Genomic DNA, 20,094 nt, shown 5'->3' with positions numbered 1-20,094 from the left:
AGGAGGATTTATGCCTGAATTACCAGAGGTTGAAACCGTTCGTCGTGGCTTAGAAAAATTGATTATAGGAAAGAAGATTTCGAGTATAGAAATTCGTTATCCCAAGATGATCAAGACAGATGTGGACGAGTTTCGAAAGGAAGTGCCTGGTCAGATTATCGAGTCAATGGGACGTCGTGGTAAATACTTGCTTTTTTACTTGACAGACAAGGTCTTGATTTCTCATTTGCGGATGGAGGGCAAGTATTTTTACTATCCGGACCAAGTTCCAGAACGCAAGCATGCCCATGTTTTCATTGAGTTCGAAGATGGAGGTACGCTTGTTTATGAGGATGTACGCAAGTTTGGTACTATGGAACTATTGGCACCCGACCTTTTGGATGCCTACTTTATTTCTAAAAAACTAGGTCCTGAGCCAAGAGAGCAGGACTTTGATTTGCAGGTCTTTCAATCTGCCCTAGCCAAGTCTAAAAAGCCTATCAAATCCCACCTCCTAGACCAAACCTTGGTAGCTGGCCTTGGCAATATCTATGTGGATGAGGTCCTCTGGCGAGCTCAGGTTCATCCAGCAAGACCTTCCCAGACTTTGACGGCAGAAGAAGCGTCAGCTATTCATGACCAAACCATTGCTGTTTTGGGGCAGGCTGTTGAAAAAGGTGGCTCGACCATTCGAACCTATACCAATGCCTTTGGGGAAGACGGAACCATGCAGGACTTCCATCAGGTCTATGATAAGACTGGACAAGCATGTTCGCGCTGTGGGACAGTGATTGAGAAATTCCAGCTCGGTGGACGAGGAACTCATTTTTGTCCTCAGTGTCAAAGGAGGGACTGATGGGAAAAATCATCGGAATCACAGGAGGAATTGCCTCTGGTAAGTCAACTGTAACAAATTTCCTAAGAGAGAAAGGTTTTCAAGTGGTGGATGCTGACGCAGTCGTCCACCAGCTACAAAAACCTGGTGGTCGTCTTTATCAGCTCTTAGTTCAGCACTTTGGACAAAAAATAATCCTTGAAAATGGAGAACTCAATCGCCCTCTCCTGGCTAGTCTCATCTTTTCAAATCCTGAGGAGCAGGAATGGTCTAAACAAACCCAAGGGGAGATTATTCGTGAGGAATTGGCTGCACTGAGAGAACAGTTAGCCCAGACAGAAACAATTTTTTTCATGGATATTCCCCTACTTTTTGAACAGGACTACAGTGCCTGGTTTGATGAAACGTGGCTGGTCTATGTGGATCGAGATGTTCAGGTGGAACGTTTCATGAAACGGGATCATCTTTCTAAGGAAGTAGCAGAGTCCCGTTTGGCCGCCCAGTGGTCTTTAGAAGAAAAGAAAAAATTAGCGAGCCATATATTAGACAATAATGGCAGTCGTGATCAGCTTGTGAGTCAAGTAGTGAAGTTACTTGAAGGAGGCGATAGCTGTGCAAGAGATTAGTTGGAAAGAGAATCTTCGTGTTGCCTGGTTCGGTAGTTTTCTAACGGGCGCCAGCATTTCCTTGGTCGTTCCTTTCATGCCTATCTTTGTGGAGCAGTTGGGAATTGAAAGAGACCAGGTTGCTTTCTATGCTGGATTAGCCATCTCAGTTTCGGCTGTTTCAGCAGCTCTAGTTTCTCCTATCTGGGGTATTCTTGCTGACAAATATGGTCGAAAGCCCATGATGATTCGAGCAGGTCTTGCCATGACCATTACCATGGGAGGTTTGGCCTTCGTGCCAAATATCTATTGGCTACTCTTTCTGCGCTTGCTTAATGGTGTATTTACTGGATTTGTCCCCAACGCAACAGCCTTGATCGCTAGTCAGGTACCTAAAGATAAGTCTGGAGCGGCTCTGGGGACTCTATCTACAGGTGTTGTTGCAGGAACACTGACGGGTCCCTTTGTTGGAGGCTTTATTGCTGAAATTTTTGGCATTCGTAATGTCTTTTTATTGGTAGGTACTTTCTTATTTTTAGCTGCAATCCTAACTATTTTCTTTATCAAGGAAGATTTTCAACCAGTAGCTAAGGAGAAGGCTATCCCAACGAAAGAAGTATTTTCTTCTTTCAAGTATCCTAGGCTTTTAGTGAATCTATTTTTGACGAGCTTTGTCATTCAATTTTCAGCTCAATCAATTGGCCCCATTTTAGCTCTCTATGTGCGGGACTTAGGGCAGACTGAGAATCTCCTCTTTGTATCAGGATTAATCGTATCCAGCATGGGATTTTCTAGCATGATGAGTGCTGGAATTCTAGGAAAACTTGGCGATAAGGTAGGGAATCATAGATTGTTAGTTGCAGCGCAGATTTATTCCGTCATCATTTACCTTCTTTGTGCCCATGCAACCAGCCCCCTTCAACTTGGCTTGTATCGTTTTCTCTTTGGTTTGGGAACGGGAGCTCTCATACCAGGTGTCAATGCGCTTCTTAGCAAAATGACTCCAAAATCAGGTATTTCAAGGATTTTCGCCTTCAACCAAGTCTTTTTTTACCTCGGTGGAGTGATCGGACCTATGGCGGGATCCGCAGTTGCAGGATATTTTGGCTACCATGCTGTCTTTTATGCGACAGCAGCCTGTGTGGCTTTCAGTTGTTTATGTAACTTAGTGCAATTTAGATCATTATTAAAAGTAAAGGAAATCTAGTGCGAGTAAAAATCAATCTCAAGTGCTCCTCTTGTGGCAGCATGAATTATCTAACCAGTAAGAACTCCAAAACCCATCCAGACAAGATTGAGGTGTTAAAATATTGTCCAAAGGAAAGAAAAGTAACTTTACATCTTGAATCTAAGTAGAATTTATGGTAAAATAATAGGGATTTTAAGGAGTTTGATATGTATAACCTATTATTAACCATTTTATTAGTATTATCTGTTGTGATTGTGATTGCGATTTTCATGCAACCAACTAAGAACCAATCCAGCAATGTATTTGATGCCAGCTCAGGTGATTTGTTTGAACGTAGTAAAGCGCGTGGTTTTGAAGCTGTGATGCAACGTTTGACAGGTATTTTAGTCTTTTTCTGGCTAGCCATTGCCTTAGCATTGACAGTATTATCAAGTAGATAAGAAATGGGCAGGACTAGGTCTTTGCCTATTTTTATTTTTATACTCTTCAAAAATCAAATTCAAACCACGTCAGCGTCGGCTTGTCGTACTCCAGTACTGCCTGCGCCTAGCTTTCTAGTTTGCTCTTTGATTTTTATTGAGTATTAAATGATGTTTGAGAAGGTCTTACAGTAAAAGAAAATTAAAAAATCTAGAAAGAAAACATGAAAGATAAAATTAAAGAATATTTGCAAGAGAAGGGGCGAGTGACGGTAAATGACCTGGCTCAGGCTCTCGGAAAGGATGGGTCCAAGGATTTCCGTGAGTTGATTAAAACCCTGTCTCTGATGGAAAGAAAGCACCAGATTCGTTTTGAAGATGATGGTAGCTTATGTCTGGACCAAAAGAAGAAACATGAAATTACCCTCAAAGGGATTTTTCATGCCCATAAAAACGGCTTTGGCTTTGTCAGTCTAGAAGGCGAAGAGGACGATCTTTTTGTAGGGAAAAATGATGTCAACTATGCCATTGATGGCGATACCGTTGAAGTGGTCATCAAGAAAGTTGCTGACCGCAACAAGGGAACTGCTGCAGAAGCAAAAATTATCGATATCTTAGAGCATAGCCTGACGACAGTTGTCGGGCAAATCGTTTTGGATCAGGAAAAGCCCAAGTATGCGGGCTACATCCGTTCAAAAAATCAGAAAATCAGCCAACCCATCTATGTGAAGAAACCGGCTATCAAGTTGGAAGGTACTGAAGTTCTCAAGGTCTTCATAGACAAATACCCAAGTAAGAAACATGATTTCTTTGTTGCTAGTGTCCTTGATGTGGTGGGGCACTCGACTGATGCTGGGATTGACGTTCTTGAAGTCTTGGAATCCATGGATATTGTTTCAGAATTTCCAGAAGCTGTTCTCAAGGAGGCAGAAAGTGTACCAGAAGCTCCGTCTCAAAAGGATATGGAAGGGCGTCTGGACCTGAGAGATGAAATCACCTTTACCATTGACGGTGCGGATGCCAAGGACTTGGACGACGCAGTACACATCAAGTCTTTAAAAAATGGCAATATCGAACTCGGAGTTCACATCGCAGATGTTTCCTACTATGTGACCGAGGGTTCTGCCCTCGACAAGGAAGCTCTTAACCGCGCTACTTCTGTCTATGTAACAGACCGAGTGGTCCCAATGCTTCCAGAACGTTTGTCAAATGGCATCTGCTCTCTCAATCCTCAAGTCGATCGCTTGACCCAGTCTGCCATTATGGAAATTGATAAACATGGTCGTGTGGTTAATTACACTATTACCCAAACAGTTATCAAGACTAGCTTCCGTATGACCTATAGCGCTGTCAATGACATCCTAGCTGGCGATGAGGAAAAGAGACAAGAGTTTAAGAAAATTGTTCCTAGTATCGAACTCATGGCTAAGCTTCATGAAAGGCTAGAAAGCATGCGTGAGAAACGTGGAGCTCTCAATTTTGATACCAGCGAAGCTAAGATTTTAGTAGATAAAAAAGGCAAGCCAGTTGATATCGTTCTTCGTCAGCGTGGTGTTGCCGAGCGGATGATTGAGTCCTTCATGTTGATTGCTAATGAAACGGTTGCCGAGCACTTTAGCAAGTTCGATCTACCTTTCATCTATCGAATTCACGAGGAGCCCAAGGCTGAAAAAGTTCAGAAGTTTATTGATTACGCTTCGAGCTTTGGTTTGCGAATTTATGGAACTGCCAGTGAAATTAGCCAGGAAGCGCTTCAAGACATCATGCGTGCTGTTGAGGGAGAACCCTATGCGGATGTATTGTCCATGATGCTTCTCCGTTCTATGCAACAGGCTCGTTATTCAGAGCATAATCACGGTCACTATGGACTAGCGGCCGACTATTACACTCACTTTACCAGCCCAATTCGTCGTTATCCTGACCTCCTTGTTCACCGTATGATTCGGGACTATGGTCGTTCTAAGGAAATAGCCGAGCATTTTGAGCAAGTGATTCCAGAGATTGCAACCCAGTCTTCTAACCGTGAGCGTCGTGCTATTGAGGCAGAGCGTGAAGTCGAAGCCATGAAAAAGGCTGAGTATATGGAAGAATACGTTGGTGAAGAGTACGATGCGGTTGTGTCTAGCATCGTTAAATTCGGTCTCTTTGTCGAACTGCCAAATACAGTCGAAGGCTTGATTCACATTACTAATTTGCCTGAATTTTATCATTTCAATGAACGGGATTTGACTCTCCGTGGGGAGAAATCGGGCATAACTTTCCGTGTAGGACAGCAGATTCGCATTCGAGTTGAAAGAGCGGATAAGATGACGGGAGAGATTGATTTCTCTTATATTCCAAGTGAGTTTGATGTCATCGAAAAAGGCTTGAAACAAGCTGGGCGCAAAGACAGAGGTCATGGTTCAAGTCGTCGTTCAGACAAGAAGGAAGACAAGAGAAAATCAGGACGCTCAAATGATAAGCACAAGCATTCACAAAAAGACAAGAAGAAAAAGGGAAAGAAACCTTTTTACAAAGAAGTAGCTAAGAAAGGAGTCAAGCATGGCAAAGGGCGAGGGAAAGGTCGTCGCACAAAATAAAAAAGCGCACCACGACTATACAATCGTAGATACGCTAGAGGCAGGAATGGTCCTGACCGGAACTGAAATCAAGAGCGTTCGAGCTGCTCGAATCAATCTCAAGGACGGCTTTGCCCAAGTAAAAAATGGGGAAGTCTGGCTGAGCAATGTTCATATTGCCCCTTACGAAGAGGGCAATATCTGGAACCAGGAACCAGAACGCCGTCGTAAACTCCTGCTCCATAAGAAGCAAATTCAAAAATTGGAACAAGAGACCAAAGGGACAGGAATGACCCTTGTTCCCCTCAAAGTCTATATCAAAGATGGCTACGCTAAACTCCTTTTAGGACTTGCTAAAGGGAAGCATGACTATGACAAACGGGAGTCGATCAAGCGTCGTGAACAAAACCGCGACATCGCGCGTGTGATGAAAGCTGTCAACCAGCGTTAAGAAGAGGAAGTAAAATGGAAAAATTAATTGCCTATAAACGGATGCCCTTGTGGAATAAACAGACTATGCCTGAAGCTGTTCAGCAAAAGCACAATACTAAAGTCGGCACTTGGGGAAAAATTACTGTGTTGAAGGGTGCACTCAAGTTTATTGAGCTGACTGAAGATGGTGAGGTTCTAGCTGAGCACCTCTTTGAGGCAGGTGCAGACAACCCTATGGCGCTACCGCAAGCCTGGCACCGAGTGGAGGCTGCCACTGATGATGTAGAGTGGTACTTGGAATTTTATTGTAAACCTGAGGATTATTTTCCTAAGAAATACAATACTAATCCAGTCCATTCAGAGGTTCTAGAAGCCATGCAAACGGTGAAACCTGGAAGAGCCTTGGATTTGGGTTGTGGTCAAGGCCGTAACTCTCTCTTTCTTGCACAGAATGGTTTTGATGTGACAGCTGTGGATCAAAATGAATTGTCCCTTGAAATCTTGCAAAGCATTGTGGAACAAGAGGATCTAGACATGCCTGTCGGACTTTATGATATCAATTCAGCCAGCATTAGCCAAGACTATGATTTCATCGTATCGACAGTTGTTCTGATGTTCCTACAAGCGGACCGCATTCCAGCTATTATCCAAAATATGCAGGAGCACACCACGGTCGGTGGTTACAATCTTATCGTCTGTGCCATGGATACGGAGGATTATCCTTGCTCGGTTAACTTCCCATTCATCTTTAAAGAAGGGGAGTTGGCGGACTACTACAAGGATTGGGAATTGATTAAGTACAATGAAAATCCAGGACATCTGCACCGTCGTGATGAAAATGGCAATCGTATTCAACTACGCTTTGCGACTATGCTAGCTAAAAAAGTCAAGTAAATCAAACCTATACCAGCGAATAGAAACCACTTTGCAAGGTCTCTATTCGTTTTTGTTTGCGTTGGTTGATTGGGGAGAGCAGGATTTTATGCTATACTAGAAGTAGGAAATCTGAGCATTAGAGTTGTATTGCTGATACTCTCAGCGCAAGAAAGTCTTTAAGGTGGAGGTGGTCGAATGACGAGTCTTTTGGTGGAATTGTATGATCGGCATGTATTGGAAAAGAATGTCTACCAAGCCTTTATCAGTGATTGTGACGAGATTCTTTTTCTATCTTTGACGAAAATAAGCAATGAAGAGAAGCTCTCTCTCCGTCAGTTTATCATGGAAGAGGTACCTCATATCCAACGAGTGACCTTTCGTCAGTTATCCTTAGAACAACTAGCAAACCAGTTAGATTATTGTCTAGCAGGCTATGACCAGGTTCTTCTTGATGTTTTTGGTGGGGATTCGCTACTAGCCTTATCTCTCTATCAATACGGCTTGGATCGCCACCTCCCCATCGTTGCCATGGATGTCGAGCGGGGAAAACAATACAAGTGGGTAGTCGGTCAGTTAGAAAAAGAAGACATGGACATTCCAACCCTAAGCATCCAACAGTTGATAGCCTTGCGTGGTGGAAAAATGCTCAAATCAAAACGCCCTATCCACTCAGCTCAGCAAATTGCAGCCATCAAAAAGCTAGCCAGCTCTGCCATTGCCAATCCTGCCCATTGGTATCAAGTGACCCAATTTTTCTCTCTAGCTAAGACCGATGACCTGCATGCTGAGACAGAAAAGATACTGGAAAACAATGGCAGGTATTATCACTATCCAAAATCCCTTATTCCTTTACTTGTGGAAGCAGGGATGCTTTGTATTGAAAGCGAGGACAAAAAACGAGTAGCTTACAGTTTTCCAAGTCAAGAAGCTCAAGTTTTTTGCCGCAATAAGGGGCATATTTTAGAGGTGTATCTCTATCTCTTGGCGCTTGAATCTCAGCTGTTTGATGAGTGCATGATAGGCGGTGAGATTGATTGGAATGGCATCTTTCCAGAGGCAGACAATGTTCAAAATGAGATTGATGTCATTCTGAGAAAAGGGCGCTCAATTACCTTTATCTCCTGCAAGATGACAGATTTATCAGTTGAAGCCATCAATGAACTAGAAGTCTATGCCAATCATTTTGCTGGGGAGAGTTGCCTCAAGCTAATTGTCTGTACGGGGAAAATCAATCCAGCTTATGCCAATCGCTGCCAAGAATACGGCGTGCTGGTCATTAGAAGTGAGCAGATTCCCAATCTCATTCCCATGTTGAAAAAATACTCTAAGAGGTTTAAAAGATAGAAAAGTAATATGAAAGACTGGAATTCCAGTCTTTTTTGCTTTTTTTTCGAATAAATGAGAAAAGGAGGTAGACCATGTTTGTAGCCAGAGATGCACAGGGAAAATTAGTGAATGCCCTCGAAAAAGATGTGACCAAGCAAGCTTATACTTGTCCAGCCTGTGGGGGCGGGCTACGATTACGCCAAGGGAAGAGCATTCGAACGCATTTCGCTCATGAATCTTTAAGAGATTGTATAGCTACTTTTGAGAATGAAAGTCCAGAACACTTGGGCAACAAAGAGGCACTTTATCACTGGGCCAAGAAGGACAATCAGGTCGCCTTAGAATACAGTCTGCCCGAGATTCAGCAGATAGCAGATGTTCTCGTCAATGAGAAACTAGCTCTGGAGGTTCAGTGCAGTCCCTTGTCTCAAAATCTTTTAGGCGATAGAAGCCAAGGATACCGCAGCCAGGGCCATCAGGTTATCTGGCTACTGGGAGAAAAACTCTGGTTAAAGGAGCGATTGACACAACTGCAAAGGGGATTTCTCTATTTTAGTCAAAATATGGGTTTCTATGTTTGGGAACTAGATTTCAAAAAGCAAGTTTTGAGACTTAAATACCTTTTACATCAGGACCTACGTGGCAAGCTTCATTTTCAGGTCAAAGAATTTCCCTATGGAAAAGGAAATCTCTTGGAAATTCTACGATTTCCTTATCAAAAACAAAAACTGCCTCGTTTTGCGGTCGTGCAAGATTCCACTATTTGTCACTACATTCGCCAGCAGTTGTACTACCAAACGCCTTACTGGATGAAGAAGCAGGAGGAAGCTTATCATCAAGGAGATAATCTATTAAACCGTCAACTAGACGACTGGTATCCCCAGGTCAGACCGATAGAGTCAGGTGATTTTTTGCAGATTGAAACGGATTTGACTAGCTATTATAGAAATTTTCAGGCCTACTATCAAAAAAATCCGAAAAATAATCGCCAAAAGCTCTATCCACCAGCTTTTTATCACTTATATTTCTCAAAAAATGTGGTAAAATAGAAAGGATGGAGGAATCTTATGGTATTACAACGACATGAAATAAATGAAAAAGATACATGGGATCTTTCAACAATCTACCCAACGGACCAGGATTGGGAAGAAGCTTTGAAAGATTTAACTGAAAAAGTACAAACAGCTTCTCAGTATGAGGGGCATCTCTTGGATAGTGCAGACAGTTTGCTTGAGATTACAGAATTCTCACTTGACTTGGAACGCCAAGTTGAAAAGCTTTATGTCTATGCGCATATGAAAAATGATCAGGACACGCGTGAAGCCAAGTATCAAGAGTACTATGCTAAGGCAATGACCCTATACAGTCAGTTAGAACAAGCCTTTTCATTCTATGAACCTGAGTTTATGGAGATTAGCGAAGAGCAGTATGCGGCCTTCCTAGAAGCTCAACCAAAACTCCAAGTTTACAAGCACTTTTTTGACAAGCTCTTGCAAAAGAAAGACCATGTTCTTTCGCAACGTGAGGAAGAATTGCTTGCTGGAGCAGGAGAAATTTTTGGCGCTGCTAGTGAAACCTTTGCTATTTTGGACAATGCAGATATCACCTTTCCATACGTCTTGGATGATGAAGGCAAGGAAGTACAGCTCTCTCACGGAACATATTCTCGCTTGATGGAATCTAAAAATCGTGAAGTGCGCCGTGGTGCCTATGAAGCCCTCTATGCGACTTACGAGCAATTCCAACATACTTATGCGAAGACATTGCAAACAAATGTCAAGGTGCAAAACTACCGAGCAAAAGTTCGCAACTATAAGAGTGCTCGCCATGCAGCCCTCGCGGCAAACTTTGTTCCAGAAAGTGTCTATGACAATCTAGTAGCTGCAGTTCGCAAGCATTTGCCACTCTTGCATCGTTACCTAGAACTTCGTTCTAAAATCTTGGGTATTTCCGACCTCAAGATGTACGATGTCTACACTCCACTATCTTCAGTAGATTATAGCTTTACCTACGAAGAAGCCTTGAAAAAGGCAGAAGAAGCTTTGGCAGTTTTAGGTGACGACTACTTGAGCCGTGTTAAACGTGCCTTCAGTGAGCGTTGGATTGATGTCTATGAAAACCAAGGCAAGCGTTCAGGTGCCTACTCTGGTGGTTCTTATGATACCAATGCCTTTATGCTTCTCAACTGGCAGGATAATCTAGATAATCTTTTTACCCTTGTTCATGAAACAGGCCACAGTATGCACTCAAGCTATACTCGTGAAACCCAGCCTTATGTTTACGGAGATTATTCTATCTTCTTGGCGGAGATTGCCTCAACGACCAATGAAAATATCTTGACAGAAAAATTATTGGAAGAAGTAGAAGACGATGCGACACGCTTTGCTATCCTCAATAACTTCCTGGACGGTTTCCGTGGAACAGTCTTCCGTCAAACTCAATTCGCTGAGTTTGAACATGCCATCCACCAAGCAGACCAAAATGGAGAAGTCTTGACAAGTGATTTCCTCAATAAACTCTACGCTGACCTGAACCAAGAGTACTATGGACTCAGCAAGGAAGACAATCCTCAGATCCAATACGAGTGGGCACGCATTCCGCATTTCTACTATAACTACTATGTTTATCAGTATTCAACAGGTTTTGCAGCAGCTTCAGCCTTGGCTGAGAAGATTGTCCATGGTAGTCAAGAAGATCGTGACCGCTATATCGACTACCTCAAGGCAGGTAAATCTGACTATCCACTCAATGTCATGAGAAAAGCAGGAGTGGATATGGAGAAGGAAGACTATCTCAACGATGCCTTTGCAGTCTTTGAACGTCGCTTGAACGAGTTTGAAGCCCTTGTTGAAAAATTGGGACTAGCTTAAGATGGTAGAGTCTTATAGTAAAAATGCCAATCACAATATGCGTCGCCCCATCGTCAAGGAAGAAATCGTAGAACTCATGCGCCAGCGTCAAAAGCAGGTGACAGGCTCCCTGAAAGAATTGGAGACCTTCGCTCGTAAGGAAAACATTCCCATTATTCCCCATGAAACGGTCGTGTATTTTCGATTTCTCATGGAGACCATACAGCCTAAGAATATTTTGGAAATTGGAACGGCAATTGGCTTTTCTGCCCTCCTGATGGCGGAACATGCGCCAAATGCCAAGATTACAACGATTGACCGTAATCCTGAGATGATAGGCTTTGCCAAGGAAAACTTTGCCCAGTTTGACAGTCGTAAGCAAATCACCCTCCTAGAGGGAGATGCAGTCGATGTTTTATCTAGTCTGACAGAAACTTATGATTTTGTCTTTATGGATTCGGCCAAGTCCAAGTATATCGTCTTTCTGCCTGAAATTCTTAAACATTTGGAAGTCGGTGGAGTGGTGGTCTTGGATGATATTTTCCAAGGAGGAGATGTTGCCAAGGATATCATGGAAGTACGCCGAGGTCAACGCACCATTTACCGTGGTTTGCAAAGACTTTTCGACGCAACTTTGGACAATCCAGGTCTAACAGCAACTTTAGTTCCACTTGGGGACGGCATTCTCATGATACGAAAGAATCTAGCAGAAGTAGAGCTTCCTGAGAGCGAATGATTTTCAGAAAAATTTAAGAAATTATAGTAAAATAGATAAGGTAACACTTACCGTAAAAGGAGTAAACATGAAGAAAAAACTTATGGCAGGAGCCATCACACTTTTATCAGTAGCAACACTTGCAGCTTGTTCAAACAGTTCTGAAGGAAAAGATTTGATCAGCATGAAGGGCGATGTGATTACAGAACATCAATTCTTTGAAGAAGTAAAGAACAATCCAACCGCACAACAAGTCTTGCTCAATATGACTATCCAAAAAGTATTCGAACAACAATATGGATCAGAGGTAACGGATAAAGATGTGGATGACGCCGTTGCTGAAGAACAAAAGAAATACGGTGATAGCTATAACAGCGTGCTTCAACGTGCAGGTATGACACCTGAGACTCGTAAAGCTCAAATCCGTACTAGCAAATTGGTTGAATTGGCGGTTAAGAAGGCCGCTGAGAGCGAATTGACAGACGAAGCCTACCAAAAGGCTTTTGAAGCGTACACACCAGATGTAACTGCTCAAATCATCCGTATGGACAATGAAGACAAGGCAAAAGAAGTACTTGAGAAAGCTAAAGCAGAAGGTGCGGATTTTGCTCAGTTGGCAAAAGACAACTCTAACGACGACAAAACAAAAGAAAATGGTGGAGAAATCACTTTTGACTCTGCTTCAACAGAACTTCCAGAACAAGTCAAGAAAGCAGCCTTTGCCTTGGATGTGAACGGGGTTTCTGATGTGATTACAGCTACTGGAACACAAGCCTACAGCAGTCAGTTCTACATCATCAAAGTAACGAAGAAAACAGAAAAATCTTCTAATATAGAGGATTACAAAGAAAAATTGAAGACCATCATCTTGACTCAAAAACAAAATGATTCAGCCTTTGTTCAAGGAGTAATTGGTAAAGAATTGCAAGCAGCAAACATCAAGGTTAAAGACCAATCATTCCAAAACATCTTCACCCAATACATCGGTGGTGGTGACTCAAGCTCAAGCAGCAGCTCTTCATCTAACTAAGAAAGCAAAAACAAATCTCAAAAGAGATTTGTTTTTTTATACCTGATACTAGAAAATGAGTAAAATTCGAAGGATTAAAGGATAAGAGTTTTTTTCTTTCTGAAAAAGTGGTATAATAGCAATCAAAACTAGAAAATAAAACGGAATTGGGAACAGAAGCGTCTGTTCCTATTAGAGTGGTGAAATATGAAAATTAGTAAAAGGCACCTACTAAACTATTCCATTTTGATTCCTTATTTCCTTTTATCGATTTTGGGACTGATTGTGGTGTACTCGACAACGAGTGCAACCTTGATCGAAGAAGGGAAAAGCGCCTTTCAATTGGTGCGTAACCAGGGGATCTTCTGGATAGCTAGTTTGATTCTGATTGCCTTAATCTATAAATTAAAATTAGGTTTCCTAAGAAATGGGCGTCTCATCTTTATCGTAATGATTGTGGAGATGGTTCTTTTAGCTCTGGCGCGACTGGTCGGAACACCTGTCAATGGAGCATACGGATGGATTTCTGTAGGACCTGTGACGATTCAGCCTGCGGAATACCTTAAGATTATCATCATCTGGTACCTGGCGCATCGATTTTCAAAACAACAAGATGAGATTGCGGTTTATGACTTCCAGGTTTTGACACAGAATCAGTGGCTACCTCGAGCTTTTAATGACTGGCGTTTTGTTCTGCTGGTTCTGATTGGTAGCTTGGGAATTTTCCCAGACTTGGGAAATGCGACCATCTTGGTCTTGGTGGCGCTCATCATGTATACGGTTAGTGGGATCGCCTATCGTTGGTTCTCGACCATTCTGGCTCTCTTGGCAGGGAGCTCAATGTTAGTCTTGTCTGTCATTCGCTTTGTTGGGGTTGAAAAGTTCTCTCAAATTCCTGTATTTGGTTACGTTGCTAAACGTTTCAGTGCCTTCTTTAATCCCTTTAATGATTTGGCGGGGGCAGGACACCAGCTCGCAAATTCCTACTATGCCATGGTAAATGGAGGCTGGTTCGGACTGGGACTGGGAAATTCTATCGAGAAGCGTGGTTATCTGCCAGAAGCCCATACGGATTTCGTCTTTTCAATCGTTATAGAGGAGTTTGGATTTGTTGGAGCCAGTATGATTTTGGCTCTACTCTTCTTCTTGATTTTGCGAATCATCTTGGTTGGTATTCGAGCAAAGGATCCTTTTAACTCCATGGTTGCTATTGGTGTCGGAGGGATGATCCTTGTTCAGGTCTTTGTCAATATCGGTGGGATTTCAGGGTTGATTCCTTCTACAGGGGTAACCTTCCCCTTCCTTTCACAAGGTGGGAACAGTCTACTGGTATTATCCGTAGCCATCGCGCTTGTACTGAACATTGATGCCAGTGAAAAACGTGCCAAGCTTATCAGAGAATACGAGAATCAAACCGATGAAAGTCTGTAAGGATTGTATGGAAAGGAAAGTATATGTCTCTTCAAAAATTAGAAAACTATAGTAATAAAGCAGTCGTCCAAGAAGAAGTCTTGATTCTGACTGAGCTATTAGAAGATATCACAAAAAATATGCTGGCGCCAGAAACCTTTGAAAAGATTATCCAGTTGAAGGAATTATCAACTAGCGAGAATTATCAAGGGCTCAATGACCTAGTGACCAGTCTTTCGAATGAAGAAATGATTTACATTTCACGCTATTTCTCTATCCTTCCACTTTTGATTAATATCTCTGAGGATGTGGATTTGGCCTATGAAATCAATCACCAAAACAATGTGGACCAAGACTATCTAGGAAAACTATCTACAACGATTAAGATGGTAGCTGAAAAAGAAAATGCAGCCGAAATTTTAGAAAAGTTAAATGTCGTTCCTGTCTTGACCGCCCATCCAACTCAAGTACAACGCAAGAGTATGCTGGATTTGACCAACCATATCCATACGCTTTTGCGCAAGTACCGTGATGTCAAACTCGGCTTGATTAATAAAGAAAAATGGCACACGGATCTCCGTCGTTACATTGAAATTATCATGCAAACGGACATGATTCGTGAGAAGAAATTGAAGGTAACCAACGAAATCACCAACGTGATGGAGTATTACCAAAGTTCTTTCCTGAATGCTGTTCCACGTTTGACGGCTGAGTATAAGAAACTAGCTAAAGAACAAGGTATCGAGCTCCAACATCCAAAACCGATTACCATGGGGATGTGGATTGGAGGAGACCGTGATGGTAATCCTTTCGTAACGGCAGAAACCCTCAACAAATCAGCCTTGACCCAGTGTGAAGTCATCATGAACTATTACGATGAGAAGATTTATAACCTTTATCGTGAATTCTCACTTTCAACCAGCATTGTGAATGTCAGCGACAAGGTCCGTGAGATGGCGCTGAAGTCACAGGATAACTCCATTTACCGTGAAAAAGAACTCTATCGTCGTGCCCTCTTTGACATCCAAGCTAAGATGCAGGCAACCAAGGCTTATTTGATTGAAGACAAGGACCTTCAGCCTAGATATGCAACTGCAGATGAATTTTATCAAGATTTGTTGGCCATTCGCGACTCTCTATTAGAGAACAAAGGGGAATACCTGATTTCAGGAGAATTTGTCGAGTTGATGCAAGCTGTCGAAATCTTTGGTTTCTACCTTGCTTCTATTGATATGCGCCAAGACTCTAGTGTTCATGAAGCTTGTGTGGCTGAATTGCTAGCATCTGCTGGCATCAACGACCACTATAGCGATCTGTCTGAAGATGAAAAATGCGCCCTCCTCTTAAAAGAGTTGGAAGAAGATCCTCGTATCCTCTCAGCGACTCATGCTGAAAAGTCAGAACTGCTTGAAAAAGAACTCTCTATCTTTAAAGCTGCGCGCAAATTGAAGGATAAACTAGGTGAAAATGTCATTCGTCAAACCATCATCTCTCATGCAACTAGCGTGTCCGATATGCTCGAACTAGCCATCATGCTCAAGGAAGTCGGCTTGATTGATGCTCAAAAAGCCCGCGTTCAGATTGTTCCCCTCTTTGAAACGATCGAGGACTTGGATCACTCAGAAGAAACCATGAGAAGATATTTCTCACTTCCTTTGGCTCAAAAATGGATTGCTTCAAAAGACAACTACCAAGAAATCATGCTTGGCTACTCTGATAGTAACAAAGACGGTGGTTACCTGTCATCGTGTTGGACCCTCTATAAAGCGCAACAACAACTAACTGCTATTGGGGATGAATTTGGCGTTAAGGTTACTTTCTTCCATGGTCGTGGTGGTACTGTGGGTCGTGGTGGTGGACCAACTTATGAAGCCATCACATCTCAACCACTCAAGTCTATTAAGGACCGTATCCGTTTGACTGAGCAAGGAGAAGTGATTGGAAACAAATACGGAAACAAAGACGCTGCCTATTATAACCTTGAAATGCTAGTTTCTGCAGCCATTAACCGTATGATTACCAAGAAGAAGAGTGATACCAATACGTCAAATCGTTACGAAGCTATTATGGATCAAGTAGTGGACCGTAGCTACGATATCTATCGTGATTTGGTCTTTGGAAATGAACATTTCTATGACTATTTCTTTGAATCAAGTCCAATCAAGGCTATTTCAAGCTTCAATATTGGTTCGCGTCCAGCAGCTCGTAAGACCATCACTGAAATTGGTGGTTTGCGTGCCATTCCTTGGGTCTTCTCATGGTCACAAAGCCGTGTTATGTTCCCTGGATGGTATGGAGTGGGATCAAGCTTTAAAGAATTTATAGATCAAGATCCGAAGAATATCGAGTTTCTTCGAGACATGTACCAAAACTGGCCTTTCTTCCAATCTTTGCTTTCCAATGTAGACATGGTCTTGTCTAAGTCTAATATGAACATTGCTTTTGAATATGCCAAGCTCTGTGAAGACGAAGAAGTACAAGCTATCTACTACACTATTTTAGATGAATGGCAGTTGACCAAGGATGTTATTTTAGCTATCGAAGGTTATGATGAACTCTTGGCAGAAAACTCTTACCTAAAAGACAGTCTAAACTATCGTATGCCTTACTTTAATATCCTGAACTACATCCAGTTGGAGTTGATCAAACGTCAACGTCGCGGCGAATTGTCGGCAGACGAAGAAAAACTGATCCATACAACTATCAACGGAATTGCAACCGGTTTGCGTAATTCAGGCTGATATTCTACAAACTTCCTCTTTTTTCAAGGGGAAGTTTTTGAATTGTTTAAAAAATTCTAAAAATAAGCTTGACAAGTAGATGAAAAATGATATAATTTAAACATTCAGAAAGTAATCTTGCTCATTTTTTAGAGAGTCTGTGGTTGGTGAAAGCAGATAGATGAAATTGATGAAATTGGGCTGAATGTACTTAAGAATTTGAAATCATAAAAATTCGGTGAGCACACCTTACAGTGCAACTCGTTATTGCGAGAAAGAGCGATAGGGATATTCCCTATAATTGAGGTGGCACCGCGCATCGACGTCCTCACACAAGTTTTTTGTGTGGGGACTTTTTCTATTAGGAGGATGATGATGGAATTTAAACGATGGCATCGCTTGATGATGTGATTTAAAAAGTTAAGGTAAAAGAATTAAGGAGAAAGAAAAATGAAAAATAAACGTTTGATTGGAATTGTCGCTGGATTAGCAGTATTGGTGGTGGCTAGCTTGATTTATTCATCTATGAACAAGCCAGCAACTAAGGAAGAGCAAAAGGTCGCTAAGGTTGGTGTCCTTCAATTTGTTAGTCACCCATCCTTGGACTTGATTTACCAAGGGATTCAAGATGGACTAGCTGAAGAAGGCTATAAGGACGATCAAGTAAAAATCGACTTTATGAACTCTGAAGGTGATCAGAGCAAGGTTGCAACCATGAGTAAACAATTGGTGGCAAATGGAAACGATGTTGTTGTTGGGATTGCGACACCAGCTGCTCAAGGACTTGCTAGTGCTACAAAAGACCTACCTGTTATCATGGCTGCTATTACAGACCCAATCGGTGCTAACTTGGTCAAAGATTTGAAAAAACCAGGTGGCAACATTACAGGGGTGTCAGATCATAACCCAGCTGAACAGCAAGTGGAATTGATTAAAACTTTGACACCAAATGTCAAAACAATCGGCGCTCTCTACTCAAGCAGTGAAGATAACTCAAAAACACAGGTAGAAGAATTCAAGGCTTATGCTGAAAAAGCAGGTTTGACAGTCGAAACATTTGCCGTTCCATCAACAAATGAAATTGCTTCAACAGTCAATGTTATGACAAGCAAGGTCGATGCAATTTGGGTTCCAATTGATAACACCATCGCATCCGCATTCTCAACAGTTGTTTCAAGTAACCAAACAGCTAAAAAGCCAATCTACCCAAGTGCCACTGCCATGGTAGAAGCAGGTGGATTAGCATCTGTAGTAGTTGACCAACACGATCTTGGAGTGGCTACTGGTAAAATGATTGCCAAAGTTTTGAAAGGTGAAAAACCAGCTGATACGCCAGTTAATGTCTTTTCAACTGGTAAGTCAGTGATTAACAAAAAACTAGCGCAGGAACTTGGTATCACCATTCCTGAGTCCGTTCTAAAAGAAGCAGGACAAGTGATTGAATAAAGATAAAGGAGGAGCTGGACACATCTCCTCCCATTTTTACTAAAGAAAGAAATGAGTGAAAGATTATGATAGTATCCATTATTTCTCAGGGGATGGTCTGGGCGATTTTAGGTTTGGGAATCTTTATGACTTTTCGAATTTTGAATTTCCCTGATATGACTACTGAAGGTTCTTTTCCTCTTGGGGGAGCAGTAGCTGTAACCTTGATAACACAGGGAGTTAACCCATTTTTAGCAACATTAGCCGCAGTAGGAGTGGGCTGTCTAGCTGGAATGGCGACAGGTCTCTTATATACCAAAGGAAAAATCCCAACTCTCTTATCAGGGATTCTGGTCATGACTTCCTGCCATTCCATCATGCTCATGATTATGGGGCGTGCCAACTTGGGGCTTCTTGGGACCAAGCAAATTCAAGATGTCTTGCCTTTTGATTCGGATCTTAATCAACTCCTGACTGGATTAATCTTTGTAGCTCTTGTAATTGGTCTCATGCTCTTTTTCCTTGATACCAAACTAGGTCAGGCCTACATCGCTACTGGTGATAATCCTGATATGGCTCGTAGCTTTGGTATCAATACAGGACGTATGGAACTCATGGGCTTGGTTCTCTCAAATGGGATTATCGCGCTTGCAGGGGCTTTAATTGCTCAACAAGAAGGATACGCGGATGTTTCACGAGGAATTGGAGTGATTGTCGTAGGGCTTGCTAGCTTGATTATTGGTGAGGTTTTGTTCAAGAGTTTGACCCTGGCAGAGCGACTCATGACCATCGTTGTAGGGTCTATTGCTTATCAGTTCCTCGTTTGGGGAGTGATTGCTCTTGGGTTTAATACAAGTTATCTTCGTTTGTACAGCGCCTTGATTTTGGCAGTTTGTCTCATGATTCCAACCTTCAAAAGCAAATACCTGAAAGGAGTCAAGTTTAGCAAATGACAGCAATTGTAGAATTAAAAAATGCTACCAAAGTCATCACGAATGGCTTTGACGAGGAAAAAATCATTCTTAATGACGTTTCTCTTGAAATTTTCGAACATGATTTCATTACCATCCTAGGTGGCAATGGAGCTGGGAAGTCAACGCTTTTTAACACTATTGCAGGTACCCTACCTTTAACAAGTGGTAGTATCCGTATCATGGGCGAGGACGTGACGCATTTTTCACCTGAAAAGCGGGCTAAGTACTTGTCTCGTGTCTTTCAGGATCCTAAGATGGGTACGGCTCCCCGTATGACGGTGGCGGAAAATCTCTTGATTGCCAAGTTCCGTGGTGAGAAGAGAGGGCTTCTTCCTAGAAGATTATCAAGTCATAGAGAAGAGTTTCAGGCTACCATTGAAAAGGTTGGAAATGGTCTTGAAAAACATCTGGACACTCCGATTGAATTTCTATCAGGTGGTCAACGTCAGGCCTTGAGTCTCTTGATGGCAACCTTAAAGCGACCAGAGTTGCTCTTGTTGGATGAACACACAGCAGCCCTCGACCCCAAGACCAGTGTTGCCTTGATGGAGTTAACAGATGAATTTGTCACAAAAGATAAGCTGACTGCCCTCATGATTACCCACCATATGGAGGATGCGTTGAAGTATGGAAATCGTTTGATTGTCATGAAAGAAGGTCGTATCATCCAAGACCTCAATAAAGAAGAAAAAGCTAAGATGAAAATCTCAGACTACTATCAATTATTTGAATAGATGAGCCTATATTTCATCAAAAAATAGTTAAGATTAACT

At 42.2% G+C, this 20,094-nt stretch carries 18 protein-coding genes and 1 other annotated feature; all 18 genes read left to right on the top strand.

Features of this window, described 5'->3' with window-relative positions; genetic code table 11:
• Window positions 1–10 precede the first annotated feature (10 nt).
• The 18 genes from mutM to HMPREF1115_RS07700 all read left to right on the top strand — a co-directional run bounded on the left by mutM (window position 11) and on the right by HMPREF1115_RS07700 (window position 20,055).
• Entirely contained in the window at window positions 11–835 is an 825-nt protein-coding gene (gene mutM, locus HMPREF1115_RS07785) for a DNA-formamidopyrimidine glycosylase (protein WP_001114606.1), read from the top strand.
• On the top strand, window positions 835–1,440 hold the full coding sequence (gene coaE / locus HMPREF1115_RS07780) for a dephospho-CoA kinase (RefSeq protein ID WP_000516164.1): 606 nt from the start codon (window positions 835–837) through the stop codon (window positions 1,438–1,440). Before mutM ends, coaE begins: the two co-directional genes overlap by 1 nt.
• Window positions 1,427–2,626, top strand: a complete 1,200-nt coding sequence (locus HMPREF1115_RS07775; RefSeq protein WP_001156305.1) for a multidrug efflux MFS transporter — start codon at window positions 1,427–1,429, stop codon at window positions 2,624–2,626. The genes coaE and HMPREF1115_RS07775 overlap by 14 nt, the downstream gene beginning before the upstream one ends.
• Window positions 2,626–2,775, top strand: a complete 150-nt coding sequence (gene rpmG, locus HMPREF1115_RS07770) for a 50S ribosomal protein L33 (protein ID WP_007519517.1) — start codon at window positions 2,626–2,628, stop codon at window positions 2,773–2,775. The genes HMPREF1115_RS07775 and rpmG overlap by 1 nt, the downstream gene beginning before the upstream one ends.
• 39 nt (window positions 2,776–2,814) lie before the next feature.
• Window positions 2,815–3,048, top strand: a complete 234-nt coding sequence (gene secG / locus HMPREF1115_RS07765; protein ID WP_000282517.1) for a preprotein translocase subunit SecG — start codon at window positions 2,815–2,817, stop codon at window positions 3,046–3,048.
• A 203-nt stretch (window positions 3,049–3,251) separates the two neighbouring features.
• Window positions 3,252–5,606 carry a ribonuclease R gene (gene rnr, locus HMPREF1115_RS07760; protein WP_000653276.1) on the top strand — a complete coding sequence of 785 codons (2,355 nt, stop codon included), beginning with the start codon at window positions 3,252–3,254 and terminating at the stop codon, window positions 5,604–5,606.
• A complete protein-coding gene (gene smpB, locus HMPREF1115_RS07755; RefSeq protein WP_001051742.1) occupies window positions 5,569–6,036 on the top strand; it encodes an SsrA-binding protein SmpB in 468 nt (155 codons plus the stop codon). Before rnr ends, smpB begins: the two co-directional genes overlap by 38 nt.
• A 14-nt stretch (window positions 6,037–6,050) precedes the next feature.
• Window positions 6,051–6,911, top strand: a complete 861-nt coding sequence (tehB, locus tag HMPREF1115_RS07750; RefSeq protein WP_000413058.1) for an SAM-dependent methyltransferase TehB — start codon at window positions 6,051–6,053, stop codon at window positions 6,909–6,911.
• 177 nt (window positions 6,912–7,088) lie between these two features.
• Entirely contained in the window at window positions 7,089–8,237 is a 1,149-nt protein-coding gene (locus HMPREF1115_RS07745; RefSeq protein ID WP_000202640.1) for a PDDEXK family nuclease, read from the top strand.
• 74 nt (window positions 8,238–8,311) lie between these two features.
• Window positions 8,312–9,268: a competence protein CoiA gene (locus tag HMPREF1115_RS07740; RefSeq protein ID WP_000495887.1), complete on the top strand. Its 957-nt coding sequence runs from the start codon at window positions 8,312–8,314 to the stop codon at window positions 9,266–9,268.
• A gap of 18 nt (window positions 9,269–9,286) precedes the next feature.
• A complete protein-coding gene (gene pepF / locus HMPREF1115_RS07735) occupies window positions 9,287–11,089 on the top strand; it encodes an oligoendopeptidase F (RefSeq protein ID WP_000244108.1) in 1,803 nt (600 codons plus the stop codon).
• Between the two features lies 1 nt (window position 11,090).
• Window positions 11,091–11,804 carry an O-methyltransferase gene (locus HMPREF1115_RS07730; protein WP_000230397.1) on the top strand — a complete coding sequence of 238 codons (714 nt, stop codon included), beginning with the start codon at window positions 11,091–11,093 and terminating at the stop codon, window positions 11,802–11,804.
• Window positions 11,805–11,871: 67 nt separating this feature from the next.
• Complete coding sequence (gene prsA, locus HMPREF1115_RS07725; RefSeq protein WP_000728079.1) at window positions 11,872–12,813, top strand: peptidylprolyl isomerase PrsA; 942 nt, start codon at window positions 11,872–11,874, stop codon at window positions 12,811–12,813.
• Window positions 12,814–12,999: 186 nt separating this feature from the next.
• The gene (ftsW, locus tag HMPREF1115_RS07720) at window positions 13,000–14,223 is read left to right on the top strand and encodes a cell division peptidoglycan polymerase FtsW (RefSeq protein ID WP_000703343.1); all 1,224 of its coding nucleotides are present in this window, start codon (window positions 13,000–13,002) and stop codon (window positions 14,221–14,223) included.
• Between the two features lie 23 nt (window positions 14,224–14,246).
• Complete coding sequence (ppc, locus tag HMPREF1115_RS07715; protein WP_000058164.1) at window positions 14,247–16,943, top strand: phosphoenolpyruvate carboxylase; 2,697 nt, start codon at window positions 14,247–14,249, stop codon at window positions 16,941–16,943.
• 96 nt (window positions 16,944–17,039) lie between these two features.
• Window positions 17,040–17,255 (top strand) — a binding site (T-box leader).
• 117 nt (window positions 17,256–17,372) lie between these two features.
• Window positions 17,373–18,368 carry a tryptophan ABC transporter substrate-binding protein gene (trpX, locus tag HMPREF1115_RS07710; RefSeq protein WP_000792184.1) on the top strand — a complete coding sequence of 332 codons (996 nt, stop codon included), beginning with the start codon at window positions 17,373–17,375 and terminating at the stop codon, window positions 18,366–18,368.
• Between the two features lie 65 nt (window positions 18,369–18,433).
• Window positions 18,434–19,300, top strand: coding sequence for an ABC transporter permease (locus tag HMPREF1115_RS07705; protein ID WP_000637257.1), 867 nt, complete (start codon window positions 18,434–18,436; stop codon window positions 19,298–19,300).
• Window positions 19,297–20,055: an ABC transporter ATP-binding protein gene (locus HMPREF1115_RS07700; RefSeq protein WP_000125423.1), complete on the top strand. Its 759-nt coding sequence runs from the start codon at window positions 19,297–19,299 to the stop codon at window positions 20,053–20,055. The genes HMPREF1115_RS07705 and HMPREF1115_RS07700 overlap by 4 nt, the downstream gene beginning before the upstream one ends.
• Window positions 20,056–20,094: the final 39 nt, after the last annotated feature.

It is taken from the genome of Streptococcus oralis SK610, assembly GCF_000257455.1.
GTDB classification, from domain to species: Bacteria; Bacillota; Bacilli; order Lactobacillales; family Streptococcaceae; genus Streptococcus; species Streptococcus oralis_CB.
The sequence above is the reverse complement of the archived record's forward strand: the minus strand, read 5'-3'. Positions and strand labels throughout refer to the sequence as shown.

What these genes read in the sequence shown, in the direction of transcription:
- mutM (WP_001114606.1), top strand. Translation starts at nt 11, where the DNA reads ATGCCTGAATTACCAGAGGTTGAAACCGTTCGTCGTGGCTTAGAAAAA.
- coaE (WP_000516164.1), top strand. Translation starts at nt 835, where the DNA reads ATGGGAAAAATCATCGGAATCACAGGAGGAATTGCCTCTGGTAAGTCA.
- secG (WP_000282517.1), top strand. Translation starts at nt 2,815, where the DNA reads ATGTATAACCTATTATTAACCATTTTATTAGTATTATCTGTTGTGATT.
- rnr (WP_000653276.1), top strand. Translation starts at nt 3,252, where the DNA reads ATGAAAGATAAAATTAAAGAATATTTGCAAGAGAAGGGGCGAGTGACG.
- smpB (WP_001051742.1), top strand. Translation starts at nt 5,569, where the DNA reads ATGGCAAAGGGCGAGGGAAAGGTCGTCGCACAAAATAAAAAAGCGCAC.
- tehB (WP_000413058.1), top strand. Translation starts at nt 6,051, where the DNA reads ATGGAAAAATTAATTGCCTATAAACGGATGCCCTTGTGGAATAAACAG.
- HMPREF1115_RS07745 (WP_000202640.1), top strand. Translation starts at nt 7,089, where the DNA reads ATGACGAGTCTTTTGGTGGAATTGTATGATCGGCATGTATTGGAAAAG.
- HMPREF1115_RS07740 (WP_000495887.1), top strand. Translation starts at nt 8,312, where the DNA reads ATGTTTGTAGCCAGAGATGCACAGGGAAAATTAGTGAATGCCCTCGAA.
- pepF (WP_000244108.1), top strand. Translation starts at nt 9,287, where the DNA reads ATGGTATTACAACGACATGAAATAAATGAAAAAGATACATGGGATCTT.
- HMPREF1115_RS07730 (WP_000230397.1), top strand. Translation starts at nt 11,091, where the DNA reads ATGGTAGAGTCTTATAGTAAAAATGCCAATCACAATATGCGTCGCCCC.
- prsA (WP_000728079.1), top strand. Translation starts at nt 11,872, where the DNA reads ATGAAGAAAAAACTTATGGCAGGAGCCATCACACTTTTATCAGTAGCA.
- ftsW (WP_000703343.1), top strand. Translation starts at nt 13,000, where the DNA reads ATGAAAATTAGTAAAAGGCACCTACTAAACTATTCCATTTTGATTCCT.
- ppc (WP_000058164.1), top strand. Translation starts at nt 14,247, where the DNA reads ATGTCTCTTCAAAAATTAGAAAACTATAGTAATAAAGCAGTCGTCCAA.
- trpX (WP_000792184.1), top strand. Translation starts at nt 17,373, where the DNA reads ATGAAAAATAAACGTTTGATTGGAATTGTCGCTGGATTAGCAGTATTG.
- HMPREF1115_RS07705 (WP_000637257.1), top strand. Translation starts at nt 18,434, where the DNA reads ATGATAGTATCCATTATTTCTCAGGGGATGGTCTGGGCGATTTTAGGT.
- HMPREF1115_RS07700 (WP_000125423.1), top strand. Translation starts at nt 19,297, where the DNA reads ATGACAGCAATTGTAGAATTAAAAAATGCTACCAAAGTCATCACGAAT.